At 73.4% G+C, this 16665-nt stretch carries 12 protein-coding genes and 1 pseudogene; 8 read left to right on the top strand and 5 right to left on the bottom strand.

Annotation, left to right across the window (positions count from 1 at the left end; genetic code table 11):
• Positions 1-19: 19 nt before the first annotated feature.
• Positions 20-1336 (bottom strand): type III PLP-dependent enzyme domain-containing protein, encoded by a 1317-nt coding sequence (locus tag AC067Z_RS04785; RefSeq protein WP_478787985.1) that lies wholly within the window; start codon positions 1334-1336, stop codon positions 20-22.
• A gap of 116 nt (positions 1337-1452) precedes the next feature.
• On the opposite strand from AC067Z_RS04785, the gene hutU reads away from it, so the two are divergent.
• From hutU to hutI, 4 genes are read left to right on the top strand one after another with little or no spacing between them, the layout of a single operon-like run.
• Complete coding sequence (hutU, locus tag AC067Z_RS04790; protein ID WP_478787986.1) at positions 1453-3117, top strand: urocanate hydratase; 1665 nt, start codon at positions 1453-1455, stop codon at positions 3115-3117.
• Positions 3118-3155: 38 nt separating this feature from the next.
• Positions 3156-4346 carry an allantoate amidohydrolase gene (locus AC067Z_RS04795; RefSeq protein ID WP_478788059.1) on the top strand — a complete coding sequence of 397 codons (1191 nt, stop codon included), beginning with the start codon at positions 3156-3158 and terminating at the stop codon, positions 4344-4346.
• Positions 4343-5674, top strand: coding sequence for a formimidoylglutamate deiminase (locus AC067Z_RS04800; RefSeq protein WP_478788060.1), 1332 nt, complete (start codon positions 4343-4345; stop codon positions 5672-5674). Before AC067Z_RS04795 ends, AC067Z_RS04800 begins: the two co-directional genes overlap by 4 nt.
• Before the next feature lie 26 nt (positions 5675-5700).
• Complete coding sequence (hutI, locus tag AC067Z_RS04805; protein WP_478787987.1) at positions 5701-6876, top strand: imidazolonepropionase; 1176 nt, start codon at positions 5701-5703, stop codon at positions 6874-6876.
• Here the strand turns inward: hutI and AC067Z_RS04810 are convergent.
• Positions 6870-7745, bottom strand: coding sequence for an NmrA family NAD(P)-binding protein (locus AC067Z_RS04810; RefSeq protein ID WP_478787988.1), 876 nt, complete (start codon positions 7743-7745; stop codon positions 6870-6872). The two genes, hutI and AC067Z_RS04810, sit on opposite strands and share 7 nt — an antisense overlap.
• Before the next feature lie 90 nt (positions 7746-7835).
• On the opposite strand from AC067Z_RS04810, the gene AC067Z_RS04815 reads away from it, so the two are divergent.
• From AC067Z_RS04815 to AC067Z_RS04830, 4 genes are all read left to right on the top strand, one after another.
• On the top strand, positions 7836-8531 hold the full coding sequence (locus tag AC067Z_RS04815) for an aspartate/glutamate racemase family protein (RefSeq protein WP_478787989.1): 696 nt from the start codon (positions 7836-7838) through the stop codon (positions 8529-8531).
• 149 nt (positions 8532-8680) lie between these two features.
• Positions 8681-9742 carry a GNAT family N-acetyltransferase gene (locus tag AC067Z_RS04820; protein ID WP_478788061.1) on the top strand — a complete coding sequence of 354 codons (1062 nt, stop codon included), beginning with the start codon at positions 8681-8683 and terminating at the stop codon, positions 9740-9742.
• Complete coding sequence (locus AC067Z_RS04825; protein WP_478787990.1) at positions 9739-11154, top strand: glycosyltransferase family 2 protein; 1416 nt, start codon at positions 9739-9741, stop codon at positions 11152-11154. Before AC067Z_RS04820 ends, AC067Z_RS04825 begins: the two co-directional genes overlap by 4 nt.
• Position 11155: 1 nt before the next feature.
• Positions 11156-11950 carry a polysaccharide deacetylase family protein gene (locus AC067Z_RS04830; protein ID WP_478787991.1) on the top strand — a complete coding sequence of 265 codons (795 nt, stop codon included), beginning with the start codon at positions 11156-11158 and terminating at the stop codon, positions 11948-11950.
• A gap of 37 nt (positions 11951-11987) precedes the next feature.
• Here the strand turns inward: AC067Z_RS04830 and AC067Z_RS04835 are convergent, their stop codons facing one another.
• The 3 genes and pseudogenes from AC067Z_RS04835 to AC067Z_RS04845 form a co-directional block, all read right to left on the bottom strand.
• Entirely contained in the window at positions 11988-13055 is a 1068-nt protein-coding gene (locus tag AC067Z_RS04835; protein ID WP_478787992.1) for a glycoside hydrolase family 26 protein, read from the bottom strand.
• A complete protein-coding gene (locus tag AC067Z_RS04840; protein ID WP_478787993.1) occupies positions 13052-13489 on the bottom strand; it encodes a hypothetical protein in 438 nt (145 codons plus the stop codon). Before AC067Z_RS04840 ends, AC067Z_RS04835 begins: the two co-directional genes overlap by 4 nt.
• Positions 13486-16584, bottom strand: a pseudogene (locus tag AC067Z_RS04845) (hypothetical protein); the annotation flags it as partial. The gene AC067Z_RS04840 and the pseudogene AC067Z_RS04845, both read right to left, overlap by 4 nt.
• Positions 16585-16665: the final 81 nt, after the last annotated feature.

The raw sequence follows: 16665 nt of genomic DNA on the forward strand, positions 1-16665 counted from the left end.
ACAGCCGCCGCCGCGTCGCTCAGGGGAGCAGCGCGGCCGCGTGCTCCCCGCCGGACTCCGCGACGATCTCCGCGGTGCTCTGCGCGGACCGTACGGTCGTGAAGCGGATTCCGCCGTGCGGGGCGGCCGTCCACCCGTGCACGGCCGGTCTGGGCAGGCTGTTGTAGCCGTAGTGGCTGGAGAAGTAGTAGGCCCCGGTGTCCAGTGCGGCGATGACGTCGCCCTGTTCCAGCAGTGGCAGCGCCCTCTTCTCGGCCAGCAGGTCGCCCGCGAAGCACGCCGGTCCCGCGATGTCCTGCTCGACGGCGGGGCCGGACTTGGGCAGACCCTTGGCGTCGTACGCGGCGATGCGCAGCGGCCACGACATCGGGTCGTAGACGGTACGGGTGGCGAGCTGGACGCCGGCGTGGGTGACGGCGATGGGGCGGGAGCCCGCGGTCTTGGCGTACTCGACGCGGGCGAGGACGACGCCGTGCTTGGCGGTCAGCGAGCGGCCGAACTCGGTGACCAGTCCGTACCGCCCGTCGAAGAGGCCCGGGACGCTCTGCGACAACTGTCGCGCGTACTCCGCGAAGGAGGGGGTGTGCTCGTCGGAGGCGAAGTTGACGGGGAGGCCGCCGCCGATGTCGATGGTGTCGATCTGCTGTCGTCCGGCCGCCGCGTTGACCTCCTCGGCCAGCTCGTACACGACGCGGATGCCCTGGGTCATGCGCGCGAGCGGTATCCCCTGGGAGCCGGAGTGGGTGTGCAGGCGGGTCAGCCAGGGGCGGTCCAGGCAGGCGCGGACGACGGCCTCCCGTGCGCCCGGGTCGCCCAGGGCGAACCCGAACTTGGAGGTCGCGGTCGCCGTCGACAGGGCGCCGATCGAGCCGCCGCCGACCTGTGGATTGACCCGCAGGCCCACCGGCGATCCGCCGCTCCCGCCGGTGCGCAGTCCGTCGATGCGGGCCAGCTCCTGGGGGTTGTCGGCGTTGACGGCGATGCCCAGGCCGAGCGCTTCGCGCAGCTCGGCGTCCGTCTTGGCCGGCGAGTCGAGCACCGTGCGGCCGGGCGCCACGCCCGCCGCGCGTGCGAGCGCCAGCTCGCCCGGGCTGGCCACCTCCGCGCCGATGCCCTCGGCGTGCAGCAGCGCGAGGACCGGCACGAGCGGAGTCGCCTTCACGGCGAACGCGTGCAGCACCGGGGCGTCGGTGACGGCGGCGAACGCCTCCCGCAGGGCCGTGGCCGACGCGCGGATACCCGCCACGTCGAGCAGGGCAACGACCGGCTGCGTCTCGGAGAGAAGTCCCTGTTCGGCGGCCGCGCGTACGGCCCTGTCCCGGCTGTCGGCAGTCATGTGCATCAGCCAATCATCCGGCGGCTCGCGACGCAGCTGTTGACTAGAAGTATTCAGAGATACAAGATGTGAATAACAAATCCCATGGTCGAGTCGTTGTCGCGAGGAGGCATCGCATGTCAGGACCCCGCCCCGTACGGGCACCGCGCGGTACGGAACTGAGCGCGCTGGGCTGGCAGCAGGAAGCCGCACTGCGGATGCTGCAGAACAACCTCGACCCCGAGGTCGCCGAGCACCCCGACAAGCTCGTCGTCTACGGCGGCACCGGCAAGGCCGCCCGCGACTGGCGCTCCTTCGACGCGATGGTCCGCACGCTGAGGACGCTGAAGCAGGACGAGACGATGCTCGTCCAGTCCGGCCGTCCCGTCGGCGTGATGCAGACCCACGAATGGGCGCCGCGCGTCCTGATCGCCAACTCCAACCTGGTCGGCGACTGGGCGAACTGGGAGGAGTTCCGGCGCCTCGAGCAGCTAGGCCTGACCATGTACGGCCAGATGACGGCAGGCTCCTGGATCTACATCGGCACGCAGGGCATCCTCCAGGGCACCTACGAGACCTTCGCCGCCGTGGCCGCGAAGAAGTTCAACGGCACCCTGGCCGGGACGATCACCCTGACCGCCGGTCTCGGCGGCATGGGCGGCGCCCAGCCGCTCGCCGTCACCATGAACGACGGCGTCGCGATCTGCATCGACTGCGACCCGCGCGCGATCGACCGCCGCATCGAGCACCGCTACCTGGACGTGAAGGCCGACTCCCTGGAGCATGCGCTGCAGCTGGCCGTCGAGGCCCGCGACGCCCACCGTCCGCTCTCCATCGGCCTGCTCGGCAACGCCGCCGACCTGCTGCCGCGCATGCTCGCCGAGTCCGCGCCCATCGACATCGTCACGGACCAGACCTCCGCCCACGACCCGCTGGCGTACCTGCCCGTCGGCGTCGACTTCGACGACATGGCGTCGTACGCCGCGAAGGACCCGGCGGGCTTCACCACCCGCGCCCGCGAGTCCATGGCTCGGCACGTCGAGGCGATGGTCGGCTTCATGGACGCCGGCGCCGAGGTCTTCGACTACGGCAACTCGATCCGCGGCGAGGCCCAGCTCGCCGGGTACGACCGGGCATTCGCCTTCCCCGGCTTCGTCCCCGCGTACATCCGGCCGCTGTTCTGCGAGGGCAAGGGCCCGTTCCGCTGGGCGGCTCTGTCGGGCGAGGCATCCGACATCCACAAGACCGACAAGGCGATTCTGGAGCTGTTCCCGGAGAACGAGTCGCTGCACCGCTGGATCAAGATGGCGGGCGAGCGCGTCCACTTCCAGGGTCTCCCCGCGCGCATCTGCTGGCTGGGCCAGGGCGAGCGCGACAAGGCGGGCGCCATGTTCAACGACATGGTCGGCAACGGCACCCTCGCCGCCCCGCTCGCGATCGGCCGCGACCACCTGGACTGCGGCTCGGTGGCATCCCCGTACCGCGAGACCGAGGCGATGCTCGACGGGTCCGACGCGATCGCGGACTGGCCGCTGCTGAACGCCATGGTGAACGTCGCGTCGGGCGCGTCCTGGGTCTCCATCCACCACGGCGGCGGCGTCGGCATGGGCCGCTCCATCCACGCGGGCCAGGTCTCCGTGGCGGACGGCACCGAGCTCGCGGGCGAGAAGATCCGCCGCGTGCTGACGAACGACCCCGGCATGGGCGTCATCCGGCACGTCGACGCGGGCTACGACATCGCGGAGCGCGTCGCGGACGAGAAGGGCGTACGCGTCCCGATGCGCGAGGGCGAGGGCGCGTGAGCAGCCTCCGGGGCGGCGGCTCCCCCTCGTTCACCGAGATGTGGCGGGAGCTCGCGCCCATCGGCCGCCACGCGGAGAGCGGCGGGTACCGGCGCTACGCATGGACCGGAGCCGACGCCGACTGCCGGACCTGGTTCCAGGCGCAGGCCGAGGCACGGGGCCTCACCTACGAGACCGACCGCAACGGCAACCAGTGGGCCTGGCTCGGCGACCCCACCGCCGCCGATGCCGTCGTCACCGGCTCGCACCTCGACTCCGTTCCCGACGGGGGCGCCTTCGACGGTCCTCTCGGAGTCGTGTCCTCCTTCGCCGCGCTCGACGAACTCCGTCACAGGGGTGCGGAGTTCACCCGGCCGCTGGCGATCACCAACTTCGGTGACGAGGAGGGCGCCCGGTTCGGGCTCGCGTGCGTCGGCTCCCGGCTCGCCGCCGGGCAGCTGACCCGCGAGCGGGCGTACGCCCTCCGGGACGCGGACGGAGTGAGCCTCCCGCAGGCGATGGAGGCCGCCGGGTACGACCCCGGCACCATCGGGCCCGACCCCGAACGCCTCGCCCGCATCGGTGCGTTCGTCGAGCTGCACGTCGAGCAGGGCCGCGCGCTGGACCTGTCCGGCGACGCGGTGGGTATCGCGTCCGCGATCTGGCCGCACGGCCGCTGGCGGTTCGACTTCCGCGGCGAGGCCAACCACGCCGGCACCACCCGGCTCGTCGACCGGCGCGACCCGATGCTGACATACGCGGAGACGGTGCTCGCCGCGCGCCGCGAGGCGGAACTCGCCGGTGCCGTCGCCACGTTCGGCAAGATCTCCGTCGAGCCCAACGGCGTCAACGCCATCCCGTCGCTCGTCCGGGGCTGGCTGGACTCGCGTGCCCCCGGCCAGGCCGCCCTCGACACCGTCGTCACGGCGATCGAACGCGCCGCGCAGGAGCGGGCGGACCGCGACGGAGTGGAGCTCGCCGTCGTACGGGAGTCGTTCACACCGGTGATCGAGTTCGAGCACGCGCTGCGCGACGAGCTCAACAAGATCCTCGGCGGAGCCGTCCCCGTCCTCGGCACGGGGGCGGGACACGACGCCGGAATCCTCTCCGGATCGATCCCGACCGCCATGCTGTTCGTGCGCAACCCCACCGGCGTCTCGCACTCCCCGGCCGAATCCGCGACCGAGGACGACTGCGTCGCCGGGGTGATCGCGCTCGCCGACGTACTGGAGGGTCTGGCGTGCAGATGACGACGTACTGGCTGGAGCACGCCTGGCTCGACACCCATGTCGAGCCGGGCGTCGCCCTGGACGTGTCGGACGGCCGTGTCGCCGCGGTGCGGGAGGGCGTCGACGCCCCGCCGGCAGGCGCGGAGATCCTGCGGGGTCTGACCGTCCCCGGCCTGGCGAACGCCCACTCGCACGCCTTCCACCGTGCACTGCGCGGCACGGTGCAGGTCGGCTCCGGCACGTTCTGGACCTGGCGCGAGGTGATGTACCAGGTCGCCTCCGAGCTCACCCCGGACAGCTACTTCGCACTCGCCCGCGCGGTGTACGCGGAGATGGCGCTCGCCGGGATCACGGCGGTGGGCGAATTCCACTACCTGCACCACGCGCCCGGCGGTACCCCGTACGCCGACCCCAACGCCATGGGCGAGGCGCTGATCGCCGCGGCGACCGACGCCGGCATCCGCATCACGCTGCTGGACACGGCCTATCTGTCCTCGGGCTTCGGGGAGCCCCCCAACCGTCACCAGCTGCGGTTCAGCGACGGCACTGCGGACGCGTGGGCGGAGCGGGTCTCGCCGCTCAAGGACAGCGAGCAGGTACGGATCGGCGCGGCGGTCCACTCCGTACGGGCGGTCCCCGCCGAGCAGCTGTCGACGGTCGCCTCCTGGGCGGCCTCGCGCAACGCGCCCCTCCATGTCCACCTCTCCGAGCAGACCGCCGAGAACGACGCCTGCCTCGCGGCACACGGCGTCACGCCCACCCGGCTGCTCGCCGACCACGGGGTCCTCGGACCGCGCACCACCGGCGTCCACAACACGCACCTGACCGACGAGGACATCGCGCTGCTCGGCGGCTCCGGCACCGGCACCTGCATGTGCCCGACGACGGAACGCGACCTCGCGGACGGCATCGGACCGGCCCCCGCTCTGCAGGCGGCGGGTTCCCCGCTGTCGCTCGGCAGCGACAGCCACGCCGTGATCGATCTGTTCGAGGAGGCGCGGGCGATGGAGCTGAACGAACGGCTCCGCTCCCGCACGCGCGGCCACTGGACGGCGGCGGCGCTGCTGCGGGCGGCCTCGGCGGACGGCCACGCGGCACTCGGCTGGTCCGACGCGGGCCGCCTGGAGCGCGGTGCGCTCGCGGACTTCACGACGATCGCCCTGGACACGGTGCGGACTGCCGGCCCGGTGCCGAGGCTGGGTGCGGAGACCGCCGTTTTCGCGGCGGGCGCGGCGGACGTGCGGGACGTGGTGGTGGGCGGCCGCCGGGTGGTGCGGGCGGGAGCCCATGCGCTGGTCCCGGACGCGGCCGCGGACTTGGCGAGAGCGATTGCGTCGCTGCGCGCGTGACGGTTCCCCCCACCGAAAGGACCCCCATGCCCACCACCCTCCTCACCAACCTCACCAGCCTTGTCACCAACGACCCCGCCCTCGGTGACAACAGCCCCCTCGGGCTCATCGAGGACGCCGCGCTCGTCATCGACGAGACCGGTCACATCGCCTGGGTCGGCCGCGCCGAGAACGCCCCCGCCGCGGACCGCACACACGACGCCGGGGCCCGCGCTGCCATCCCCGGGTTCGTCGACTCGCATTCGCATCTTGTCTTCGCGGGCGACCGCACCCAGGAGTTCAACGCCCGCATGTCCGGCCGGGCCTACTCCGCCGGCGGCATCCGCACCACCGTCGCCGCCACCCGCGCCGCGAGCGACGAGGAGCTGGAGGCCAACCTCACCCGCCACCTGCGCGAGGCGCTCCGCCAGGGCACCACCGTCTTCGAGACCAAGTCCGGATACGGGCTGACCACCCACGACGAGTCACGCGCGTTGCGGATCGCCGCCCGGCACACGGACGAGGTGACCTACCTCGGGGCGCACATCGTTTCCCCTGACCACGCCGACGACCCGGCGGCCTACGTCGCCCTCGTCACCGGTGAGATGCTCGACGCCTGTGCGCCGTACGCCCGTTGGGTCGACGTCTTCTGCGAGAGGGGCGCGTTCGACGGTGACCAGGCCCGCGCGATCCTCACCGCGGGCAGGGCGAAGGGCCTCGTTCCCCGCGTGCACGCCAACCAGCTCGGCCACGGCCCCGGCGTGCAGCTCGCCGTCGAGCTGGACGCCGCGTCCGCCGACCACTGCACCCATCTCACCGACCAGGACGTGGACGCGCTCGCGAACGGCAACACGGTCGCCACGCTCCTGCCCGGAGCGGAGTTCTCCACCCGCGCCGAATGGCCCGACGCCCGCAGACTCCTCGACGCGGGTGCCACGGTCGCGCTGTCCACCGACTGCAATCCGGGCTCGTCGTACACGTCGTCGATGCCGTTCTGTATCGCGCTCGCCGTGCGCGACATGAGGATGACACCCGACGAGGCGCTCTGGTCCGCGACCGCCGGCGGCGCGGCGGCCCTGCGCCGCACGGACGTCGGCCGCCTGAGCCCCGGAGCCCGCGCCGACATCGTGCTGCTCGACGCCCCGAGCCATGTGCATCTGGCGTACCGGCCGGGTGTGCCGCTGGTGAGCGAGGTCTGGCGGGCCGGGGAGCGCCTCTACTGACCCAGCAGATGCGCGTAGCTGCGCGGGTGCTCGGCAAGCCACGCGCGCAGCGACTGCGCCGGGCGGCCCGTCAGCCGCGGCACCGCGTCCGAGACCGCCGCCATCTCGCCCGTGGCCATCGCCTCGTACGAGGTCACCCAGCCCGTCACTTCCCACTCCTCGGCGCCGTACCCGGCGCGTGAGGCGTACGCCTCGTCGTGGGACTCGGGTACGTAGCGGATCGTGCGGCCGGTGGCGCGGGTCAGCTCGGCCGCGGCCTCGGCGAGCGAGAAGGCGGCCGGTCCGGTCAGGTTGTAGACCGCGCGATCGTGCCGCGGTGTCCCGTCGAGGAGTACCGCCGTCGCGGCATCGGCGATGTCGTCGTGGGCGACGGCGGCGACCCTGCCCTGCCCGGCCGGGCCGCGCAGCACCCCGTCGGTGCCGGTCATCGACGGGAACGCGGCCAGATAGAAGTTGTCGCGCAGGAACGCGCGGCGCACACCGGCCGCTCGGATGTACTCCTCGGTGTGGAAGTGGTCGCGCGCGAACGTGAACGTCGCGTCGGGTGCCGCGCCCACGAACGACACGTACACGATCCGCCCGATGCCCGCCGCGAGCGCCGCGTCCACCGCCGTGTGATGCTCCTGCACCCGGCCCGGCGCCTCGTGCGCCGAGACCAGGAACAGCGTGTCCGCGCCGCCGAGAGCCCGCCGCATCGCCTCGCCGTCGCCGTACGCGGCCGGCGGCGCGACCACCGCGCCCGGCAGCTCGGGCAGCCGGGCCGGATCACGGCCGACCAGCCGGGTCGCGACGCCCGCGTCGGCGAGCCTGCGCGCCACCCGGCCGCCGACGCGGCCGCTCGCTCCGGTGACGGCGATGACTGGGGGCATGGCGGGTGTCCTCTCGACGGTGAACACGGGTCCGGTCAAGTGTCATGGGCAGCCCCGGCCGCGCGGGGCACGACATGCGACAGTGGCCCGATGCGAACCATCGGACTGATCGGCGGCATGAGCTGGGAATCCAGCGCGGAGTACTACCGCCTGCTCAACGAGCTCGTGAGGGAACGACTGGGCGGCCTCCACTCCGCCAGGTGCGTCCTGCACTCCGTGGACTTCGCCGAGATCGAGGCACTTCAGGTCACGGGCGAGTGGCAACGGGCCGGCGACATCCTTGCCGGGTCGGCGAAGGGCTTGGCTGCGGCGGGCGCGGATCTGCTGCTGATCTGCACCAACACCATGCACAAGGTCGCGGACCAGGTGCAGGCCGCCGTCGATGTGCCGCTGCTGCACCTCGGGGACGCGACCGCCGACGCCGTACGGGCGGCCGGCCTCACCACGGTCGGCCTGCTCGGCACCGCGTTCACGATGGAGCAGGACTTCTACCGCGACCGGCTCGCCTCGCACGGCCTCACCGTGCTCACTCCGGACGCGCAGGGGCGGGCCCTGGTGCATCAGGTGATCTACGACGAGCTGTGTCTCGGCGTCGTACGGGACGAGTCCCGCGCCGCCTACCGGAAGGTGATCGGAGAGCTCGTGGCGGCCGGGGCGCAGGGCGTGATCCTCGGCTGCACGGAGATCGAGCTGCTGATCCGCGCGGACGACAGCCCGGTGCCTGTGTTCCCGACGACCCGGCTGCACGCCGAGGCGGCGGTGACCGCCGCGCTCGCGCAGGGATAAGGGGCGCGTGTCGCAACAAGCGTGATGCTCCCTATCCTGTCGGGTTTTCTCCCGGTACCTTCCTCCCGGGGCAGCAGTTGAATGCTCAAGGGGGAGACCCGGGGGTCGAGTTGAGCGACGTACGCATCCATGTGCTGAAGCCCGCGGACATGACCGCGGCGGAGACGGACGCCTGGCGGGAGCTGCGGGCGAAGGCGGAGGTGCCGCAGAACCCGTTCATGGAGCCGGAATTCACCCTGGCCGTGGGCCGGGTGCGGCCTGCGGCCAGGGTTGCGGTGCTCCGGGAGGGCGGCCGGCCGGCGGGCTTCTTCCCGTTCGAGCGCGGACCGCTGGGCCGCGGGCGGGCCATCGGCCTCGGGGTTTCGGACTGCCAGGGCGCCGTGCTACGGCCAGGGCTGCGCATGGGGCAGCGTGAGCTGCTCCGCGCATGTTCGCTGGCCACCTGGGAGTTCGACAACCTGGAGGCCGGGCAGCAGACGTTCCGGCCGGGCGTGGCCGAGGGGTTCGGCTCGCCGGTCGTGGACATCGGCGCAGGGTATTTGGCCTACGAGGACGTCCTGCGTGCGCAGTCGCCCAAGTTCCTGCGGACGACTCTGGCGAAGGAGCGCAGACTGGGGCGGCAGGCGGGCGCGGTGCGGTTCGTCCTCGACGAGCGCGACCCGGCCGCCCTGCGCACCCTGATGACCTGGAAGTCGGCGCAGTACCGCAGGACGGGCAGGCGCGACCGGTTCGCGCAGGTCTGGATCGCCGCCCTGGTGCGCCTGCTGCACGACACGCACGCGCCGGGCTGCCGGGGCGTGCTGTCCGTGCTGTACGCGGGTGACCGGCCGGCCGCCGCGCACTTCGGGCTCCGTTCGGGCACGGTGCTGTCCTGCTGGTTCCCGGCGTACGAGCCGGCACTGGCCAAGTTCTCGCCGGGGCTGGTGCTGCATCTGCGGATGGCCGAGGCGGCGGCCGCCGAGGGCATCGGTCTGCTCGACCTCGGGCGCGGCGCGGCCGAGTACAAGGACGCGCTCAAGACCGGCGAACTGCGTGTCCACGAAGGGGTGTCGGTGGTGCCGGGGACGCGGGCCGCCCTGTACCGGCTGCAGCGGGAGCCCGTGCGCCGCGCCCATGCGTTCGTGCGCTCCCATCCGGGGGTCGCCGCCCGGGCGCGGCAGGTCCTGAACCGGGTGGGTGCGCTGCGCGTCGCGGCCGGAGGCCGCGCATGACGGGGCCGGGCGGGCTGCGGTTGCCGGCCGCGATGCGGGTCGTCGAGGTGGACCTGGCCGGTCCCGACGGCGAGGTGCTCTTCTACGGGCCGCCGGTGAGTGGTGTCCCCGCGCCCGTTCCGCCAGTCCTGTCGGCCGCGCCCGCGCCGGTCACCGGGCAGCCGTCCGCGGAACGCCCCGCGGCGCACGGCGTGACGGGGCCGGCCGGCGGGGCGCTTTGGCCGTACGCTCCCGGCGGGGACGTGTTCGCGCTCGTGCGGCTGCGCGGCCGTCCCGTCGCCACCGTCGTCTGCCGCGTCCCGCCCGGCCGCGTGCCCGCCGACGCCGTCGCCGTCGCCGCGCGCGAGCGGCTGGCCGGCCGCGAACCGCTACGGCTGCCCCCGTACGGCGACCCGCCGCGTACCAGCGTCGTCGTCGCCACCCGCGAACGCGCCGGTCAACTGGCGTGCGCACTCGACTCGTTGCTCGCGCAGGACCATCCGGACCACGAGATCGTCGTCGTCGACAACGCGCCCGTCACCGAGGCCACCCGCGATCTCGTCACGCGCACGTACGCCGGCCGGGTCCGCTACGTCCGCGAACCCGTGCCCGGTCTCGCCGTCGCGCACAACCGCGGGCTGACCGTCGCCGACGGCACGGTCGTCGCCTTCACGGACGACGACGTGGTCGCCGACCCGCACTGGCTCACCGCCCTCACCGCCCCGTTCACCGCCGACGACCGGCTGGGCTGCACGACCGGGCTGATCCTGCCCGCCCTGCTGCGCACGCCGGCGCAGATCCTCCTGGAGAGTCACGGCGGCTTCGCCAAAGGATTCGAGCCACGTACGTACGATCCCGCCCGGCCGCCCGCCGACCAACCGCTGTTCCCGTTCACCGCGGGCAGTTTCGGCTCCGGCGCGAACATGGCGTTCCGGGCCTCGGCGCTGCGCGGCATCGGCGGCTTCGACCCCGCCACCGGCACCGGCACCCCGGCCCGCGGTGGCGACGACCTGTACGCGTTCGCGGGCGTCCTCACCGCCGGGCACCGACTGCGGTACACCCCCGAGGCCCTCGTCTGGCACCACCACCGCGAGACCTGGGAGGACCTCGCCGGGCAGGCGTACGGCTACGGCGCCGGTCTGACGGCGTATCTCACCGCCCTGCTCGTGCACCGGCCCGCGCTGCTCCCCGCGCTGCTGCGCCGACTGCCGCGCGGGCTCGCGCACGCCCGGGCGCTGACCGCTCGGCGGGACGGGCAGGACGCGGCCGTGCCGGGCCGGTACGGCGTGCAGGACCACCCCTGGCCGCGCCATCTCTCACATCTTCAGCGCCGCGGGATGCTGGCAGGCCCGCTCGGCTATCTCCGGGCGCGGCTGCGGCTGCGGGGTGCCGAGCTGCCGGACGCCTGGTCCCGTGACGGGCAGGGGGCGTGAGATGACGGAGCCGATCCCCGTACTGCTGTACCACGCCGTGATGGACAACCCGCCCGACTGGATCGCCGAATTCACCGTCGCACCACGGCAGTTCGCGGCGCAGCTCGACGCGGTCGTCGCCGCCGGCCGTACCCCGGTCACCGTCGGCGCGCTCGTCGGCGGGCTGACCGGCGAGGTCCCGCTGCCGCCGCGGCCGGTGGTGCTCACCTTCGACGACGGATTCGCCGACCTGACCGGGCCGACGGCCGAGGCGCTCGCCGCACGGGGCCTGCCCGCGACCGCGTACCTCACCACCGGGGCCGTCACGCCGGGCCGCAGCAGCCTGCTCCCTCCGGCGCCGATGATGACCCTGTCGGGGGCGCCGCTGCTGGAGCAGTACGGCATCGAGGTCGGCGCCCACACCGTCACCCATCCGCAGCTGGACACCCTGACGCCCGGTGCGCTGCGACGCGAACTGCGCGACTCCAAGCACCAGTTGGAGGATGTGCTCGGCCACCGTGTCGCGCATCTCGCCTATCCGCACGGCTACAACAGCCGTGCCGTGCGCGCAGCGGCGGCGGCCGCGGGCTACGCATCGGCCGCCGCCGTGCGGCACGCCCTGAGCTCACCGTCCGACGAGCCGTACCGCATCGCGCGGCTGATCCTGCGCCGCGGCCACACGACCCGGGACATCGAGGCGTGGATGGCCGGGCGGGGTGCCCCGGCCGCGCCGTTCCGCGATTCGGCGGCGACGGTCGGCTGGCGGTGGTACCGGCGGGCCCGTGCGGCGGTGAACGGACCGCGGTTCGCGGGCTGAGCGCCGGTGGGGCGGGCGGCGAGCCCCCGGGCGGCCGTCAGGGGAGGCGCTGGTCGAAGTACGGGTCGGCGGCCGCCTCCGCGAGGCTTTGCCACGACGATTCCCCGGCCAGGGACAGGTCACAGCCGGGCCCGGGATCACGCCAGTTCCACTGGAGCACGGCCCGCACTCCGTCCAGTTCCTCGACGACGTCCGGAACCCGGCTGTACCACTCGGCCTGTGCCTCCGGACGCTCCGGGTCGTCGGCCGTGCCGAACTCGGAGAGCATCAGCGGCTTCTCGTCCGAGATGTGCTCCCGTATCCACGCGTGCGAGGCGGTCTGGGTCTGCTCGAAGGACTTCCACGGTGCCCGGTGGCAGCGGAAGTAGTTGTACTGGTTGTAGCCGATCCAGTCGACGTACGCGTCCCCCGGATACAGCCGCGGGAACAGCTCTCCGTGCCCGGTCCAGCCGGTGATGATCCACGTCCACACCACGTTGGTCACGCCCAGCTCGCGGAACCGGTCGTGGATGTGGCGGTGGGCGGCGACGTAGTCGGCGGGGCTGCCGTTCGCGGGCGTCCGGGTGTCCATCTCCAGATCGAACGAGAGGAACACCGGCTTCCCGTACGCCTTGAGCCGCGCCGCCTGCACATCGATCACGCTCCGGTCCAGCGCGCCGGAGGCGATCCGCCGCCAGGTGGGCTGCTGCCGCGGGGTGCCGTTCCACCACTTGCTCTCCCAGGACAGCAGGAGCAGCCGGTCGCCTCCGACCCGCTGCTCCTGCTCGGTGAGCAGCTGTCCTTCGAGACCGTCGGTGGACATGTCGTGGTACGCGTGGACGATGTCGAGCCTCCGGCCGAGCCGCCGTTCGTAGGCGAGGACCCGCTTCTCCAGATCGGTCTTGTCGTGCCGTACGTACGCTCCGAACCAGGCGCCGCACGGCGGCACCAGCAGTTCGGTCGCCCGGCACTGCGGACTGCCCCCGGCCGGTGTCCGGTCCTTGTCCGGGGAGGCGAACGTCAGCGCCAGCACGCCGCAGAGCAGCAGCGCCGACACGGCGGCCGTCCACGGCCTGCGGGCCTCGCGCTGCCGCCGGTGGGGATCCGTGAGACGGGCATGCGTCACGCCGCGCGCCCCTTGTGCGGGCACCGTCGCGCCGGGGGCCGGCCGGTGAGCGCCGGGCAGCAGGCGGCGAGGGTGGTGAACGCGGCCAGCAGCGTCAGCAGCCGGGGCCCGCTGAACGCCTGCGCCGCGAGCAGCGCGGTCGCGCACACGATCGCCGCGCTCACGCTCAGCAGCACCGCCAGGACGAGGTGCTCCAGCCGCTCGGAGTCCCGCACGAAACCGGCGTCCCAGCTCTCCACCGGCCCCGCCGCCCGCCACCCGCGCAGCGCAGGGGCGAGGACACGCACCGCCGCCGCGCCCGGCCCAGCGAACACGAACGCCACGACGGGAGCGGTGCGCAACGGTGAGGCGGCGGGCAGCAGCGTGGCCGCGAGCGCGCACCAGCCCAGCAGCGGCGGCAGCAGCCGGGCGGCGAGCGAGGCAGGGCTGTTCATGGAGTCCTCCCCGTGGTCGTGGCGATGGTGCGCTTCAGCTCGTAGACGGTGCCCGCGCTGTTGCCGCCCACCCGCTCGAACAGAGGTGACGCGGCCACGGACCGTTCGATCGCGCGCAGTTGTCCGGCGTCGAGCAGGCCGTTCATCTCGGAGTTGGCGATCTGGCCGCGGGTGAGCAGGAAGTAGGCGCGGCCCGGCGGCGCGACGCCCGCCATGTCGCGGGCGAGCGTGGCCGCCGGATCGGCGAGGATCTCGCGGACGTGGACGCGGGCGTCGTCGAGGAACCAGTAGTGCCGCAGGTCCCCGTACGAGGCGTACGCCAGCGGGTAGTTGCGGTGCGCGGCGACGATCAGCGACCCCTTGGGGGCACGGTCCACGACCCCCCGCACGAGCTCGACCTCCTGCGGCGGGAAGTAGCTGAGCCGGTCCTTGCCCGCGTAGGCGGGCACGAACGCGGCGGTCAGCGCGAGCAGCACCACTCCCGGGAGCACCACGAACCGGGCCCCCCTCGCGGCCTGTGGCGCACCGTTCCCGTCCGGCCGGGCCGCCAGTGGCCGTACGTCGGGCAGCAGCGCGGCCGCAGCGAAGAAGCACGCGCCCGGGAGCATGAACAGCAGCACCCGGAAGATCATTTCGCTGCCGTAGTCGTTGGCGACCAGCATCAGCAGCGGGACGGCCGTGAGCAGCAGCAGCGGCCGGGCCCGGTGACGCAGCACGGGCCGCCGCCAGACGCCCAGCACGGCGAGCAGCAGCACGGCCGCCGACAGGCCCCTCGCGACCCAGGAGACCAGCACCGGCCCGGTGCCCGTCGGTGTGGAGCCGTAGCCGGTGGCCAGATTGCCCCGCACATCGCCGAACGAGGCGACCATGTCGGGGACCGCCTCGCGCAGGAAAGGCAGCGACACGGTCAGGTTCCAGGCCAGGAACACCACCAGCACCACGCCGAGGACGACCGGCTCGCGGTACCGCCGCAACAGGCACAGTCCGGCGAGCGAGGCCAGCAGCATCACCGGGGTGAGCTGGTGCGACATGACCAGCGCGGCGACGGGCAGGACCGTCAGGGCGAGCACGGGCAGCCGTCCGCGCGCTCCGCGACCGGGTCCGCCGCCTCCGCGGCGCAGCACCAGCGCGATCACCCCGAGGTACAGCACCAGGGCGAGGGACTGCGGCGAGAAGTAGTCCTGGCCGACCCAGTTGGCGACGCAGAACAGCCAGACCGCCGTCCACACCAGCCTGCGGTCCTGGGTGAAGGTCCGGAACAGCAGGAGCAGCGGCGCGAGCAGCAGCACACCGGACAGCAGCGGCCACCACGCCATGTACGCGGTCGTGTCCGCGACTCCGGTGAGCCGCACGAGCGCGGCCTGCACGGCGAAGAACCCCGGCCACTGGTCGTGGACCGCCATCTCGCCGAGCCTGCCGCCGGTCGTCTCCAGCCTGCCGTCGGCGAGCAGGTGGGCCACGACGGCGTCGTGCTTCCAGGCCCATGAGTACAGCGGCGTCGGATAGACGAGGGCCTGCGTGCCGCGCTGCAGCAGCAACAGCGCCACGGTGTAGGCGAGCGGCCAGAGGTGGCCCCGGACAGGGTCGCGCACGCAGAACCAGAACCCGGCGACGAGCAGCGCCGTCGCCACCCAGTACGCCACGGGCAGCGCGCCCGCGAGACCGAAGTCGCCGAGCGCGGAGACGTCGGTGCGGGCCACCGCGTACGCCCACAGCCCGAGCGCGGCGATCAGCGGCGTGCCGAGCCGCAGGGCCGTGGCCCCGCGCGCCGGGCCGGGAACGGGCAGGTCGGCGAGGTCGGTGTCGGCTGGTGACGGCCCGGCCACGGACTGCTGCACGTGCTTTCTCCTTCGTCCGGTGAACGGGCCACCGCCCGCCAGGGCGCCGCGCAGCCCCGGTACGCACACCAGCGCCATCGCCGTCATCGACAGCAGCACCGCCCAGCCGGCGCCGGCGATCCCCGCGGGCCCGAGCAGCAGCGCCGCGCTGCCCAGCACCAGCAGGCACATGGCGCCCTGGAGTGCGGCGAGTGCCCCGGTGCGGCCCTGCACGCGCAGCACCCCGATGTACAGCTCGACCAGCACCCGCGGCAGCGCGGCCGCGGCGAGCAGCCGCAGCACGGCCGCGCCGTGGGCGGCGTAGTCGGCACCGAACGGGGCGAGGATCTGCGGGGCGAGAACGACGAGGACCAGGACGACGGGCACGAGGATCAGCGCCATCCGGCGCAGGGCGCCACGCACACCGGCGGCGAGGGTCCCGGGGCTGTGGGAGGCGTGCGCGGTCAGCGAGGAGGCCATGTTGATGGCCAGGAACTCCATCGTGCCGCCGACGGTGTACGCGATGTAGAAGAAGCCGTTGTGCGCGGAGTCGAAACGGACCGCGACCATCACCGGCAGCAGATTGATCATCGCGAGGGAGAACAGCGCGCCCACGGAGTCGCCCGCGAGGAAGCGTCCGACGTCGCGGAGGCTGAGCGGCTCGCGGTCGTGGTCGGTGGCGGCCTGCCGGGGGATGAGCCGCCGGAAGACCAGCCAGCCGAGCGGCAGCACGGACAGGGCGATGGCGGCGGCCCAGGAGACGAAGATGCCGAGGACGGGGAGCGCGGTGGCGAGGGCGACGAGCAGGGCGAGCTTGCCGACGGAGAACACGGCGTTGCCGACGGGCACCCACACGGCCCTGCGCAGGCCGGTGAGCACTCCGTCCTGGAGGGTGAGCAGCGCCCAGCCGATGCAGGCGGCGGTGAACAGCGCTCCGGCGGCGAACCCGCCGAGCGGCGCGTACGAGGGCCCCCACAGGTCCAGGCCGGCCAGGAACGCGAGGCAGGCCAGGCACACGACGAGCGAACTGAACGCGTACGCCCGCAGCACGAGGGCACCGGTCCCGCGTCCGGCGCGGGGCACGTACCGCACCACGGCGCCGATCATGGTGGTGGCGGTGAGGGATGACAGCAGTCGCATGGCGGCGATGGCGGCGGATCCCTGGCCGACGGCGTCCTGCGTGTAGTAGCGGGCGGCGACGAGCCAGAAGCCGAGCCCGAGCGCGGCGGAGACGCCGGTCGACAGCATCAGGGCGTAGGCGTTCCGGAACAGCCCGTCCGCACCCGCCGGGTGCGCCTGCGCCGCCGCCCACCGCGGGACCCGGGCTTCCGTGCCACGGGACCGGTCCGGGGCGGGGGC

It is taken from the genome of Streptomyces sp. NPDC043812, assembly GCF_056436245.1.

Excerpts from the sequence above, each read along its gene's own strand:
- AC067Z_RS04785 (WP_478787985.1), bottom strand. The coding sequence starts at position 1,336 with ATGACTGCCGACAGCCGGGACAGGGCCGTACGCGCGGCCGCCGAACAG.
- hutU (WP_478787986.1), top strand. The coding sequence starts at position 1,453 with ATGTCAGGACCCCGCCCCGTACGGGCACCGCGCGGTACGGAACTGAGC.
- AC067Z_RS04795 (WP_478788059.1), top strand. The coding sequence starts at position 3,156 with ATGTGGCGGGAGCTCGCGCCCATCGGCCGCCACGCGGAGAGCGGCGGG.
- AC067Z_RS04800 (WP_478788060.1), top strand. The coding sequence starts at position 4,343 with ATGACGACGTACTGGCTGGAGCACGCCTGGCTCGACACCCATGTCGAG.
- hutI (WP_478787987.1), top strand. The coding sequence starts at position 5,701 with ATGCCCACCACCCTCCTCACCAACCTCACCAGCCTTGTCACCAACGAC.
- AC067Z_RS04810 (WP_478787988.1), bottom strand. The coding sequence starts at position 7,745 with ATGCCCCCAGTCATCGCCGTCACCGGAGCGAGCGGCCGCGTCGGCGGC.
- AC067Z_RS04815 (WP_478787989.1), top strand. The coding sequence starts at position 7,836 with ATGCGAACCATCGGACTGATCGGCGGCATGAGCTGGGAATCCAGCGCG.
- AC067Z_RS04820 (WP_478788061.1), top strand. The coding sequence starts at position 8,681 with ATGACCGCGGCGGAGACGGACGCCTGGCGGGAGCTGCGGGCGAAGGCG.
- AC067Z_RS04825 (WP_478787990.1), top strand. The coding sequence starts at position 9,739 with ATGACGGGGCCGGGCGGGCTGCGGTTGCCGGCCGCGATGCGGGTCGTC.
- AC067Z_RS04830 (WP_478787991.1), top strand. The coding sequence starts at position 11,156 with ATGACGGAGCCGATCCCCGTACTGCTGTACCACGCCGTGATGGACAAC.
- AC067Z_RS04840 (WP_478787993.1), bottom strand. The coding sequence starts at position 13,489 with ATGAACAGCCCTGCCTCGCTCGCCGCCCGGCTGCTGCCGCCGCTGCTG.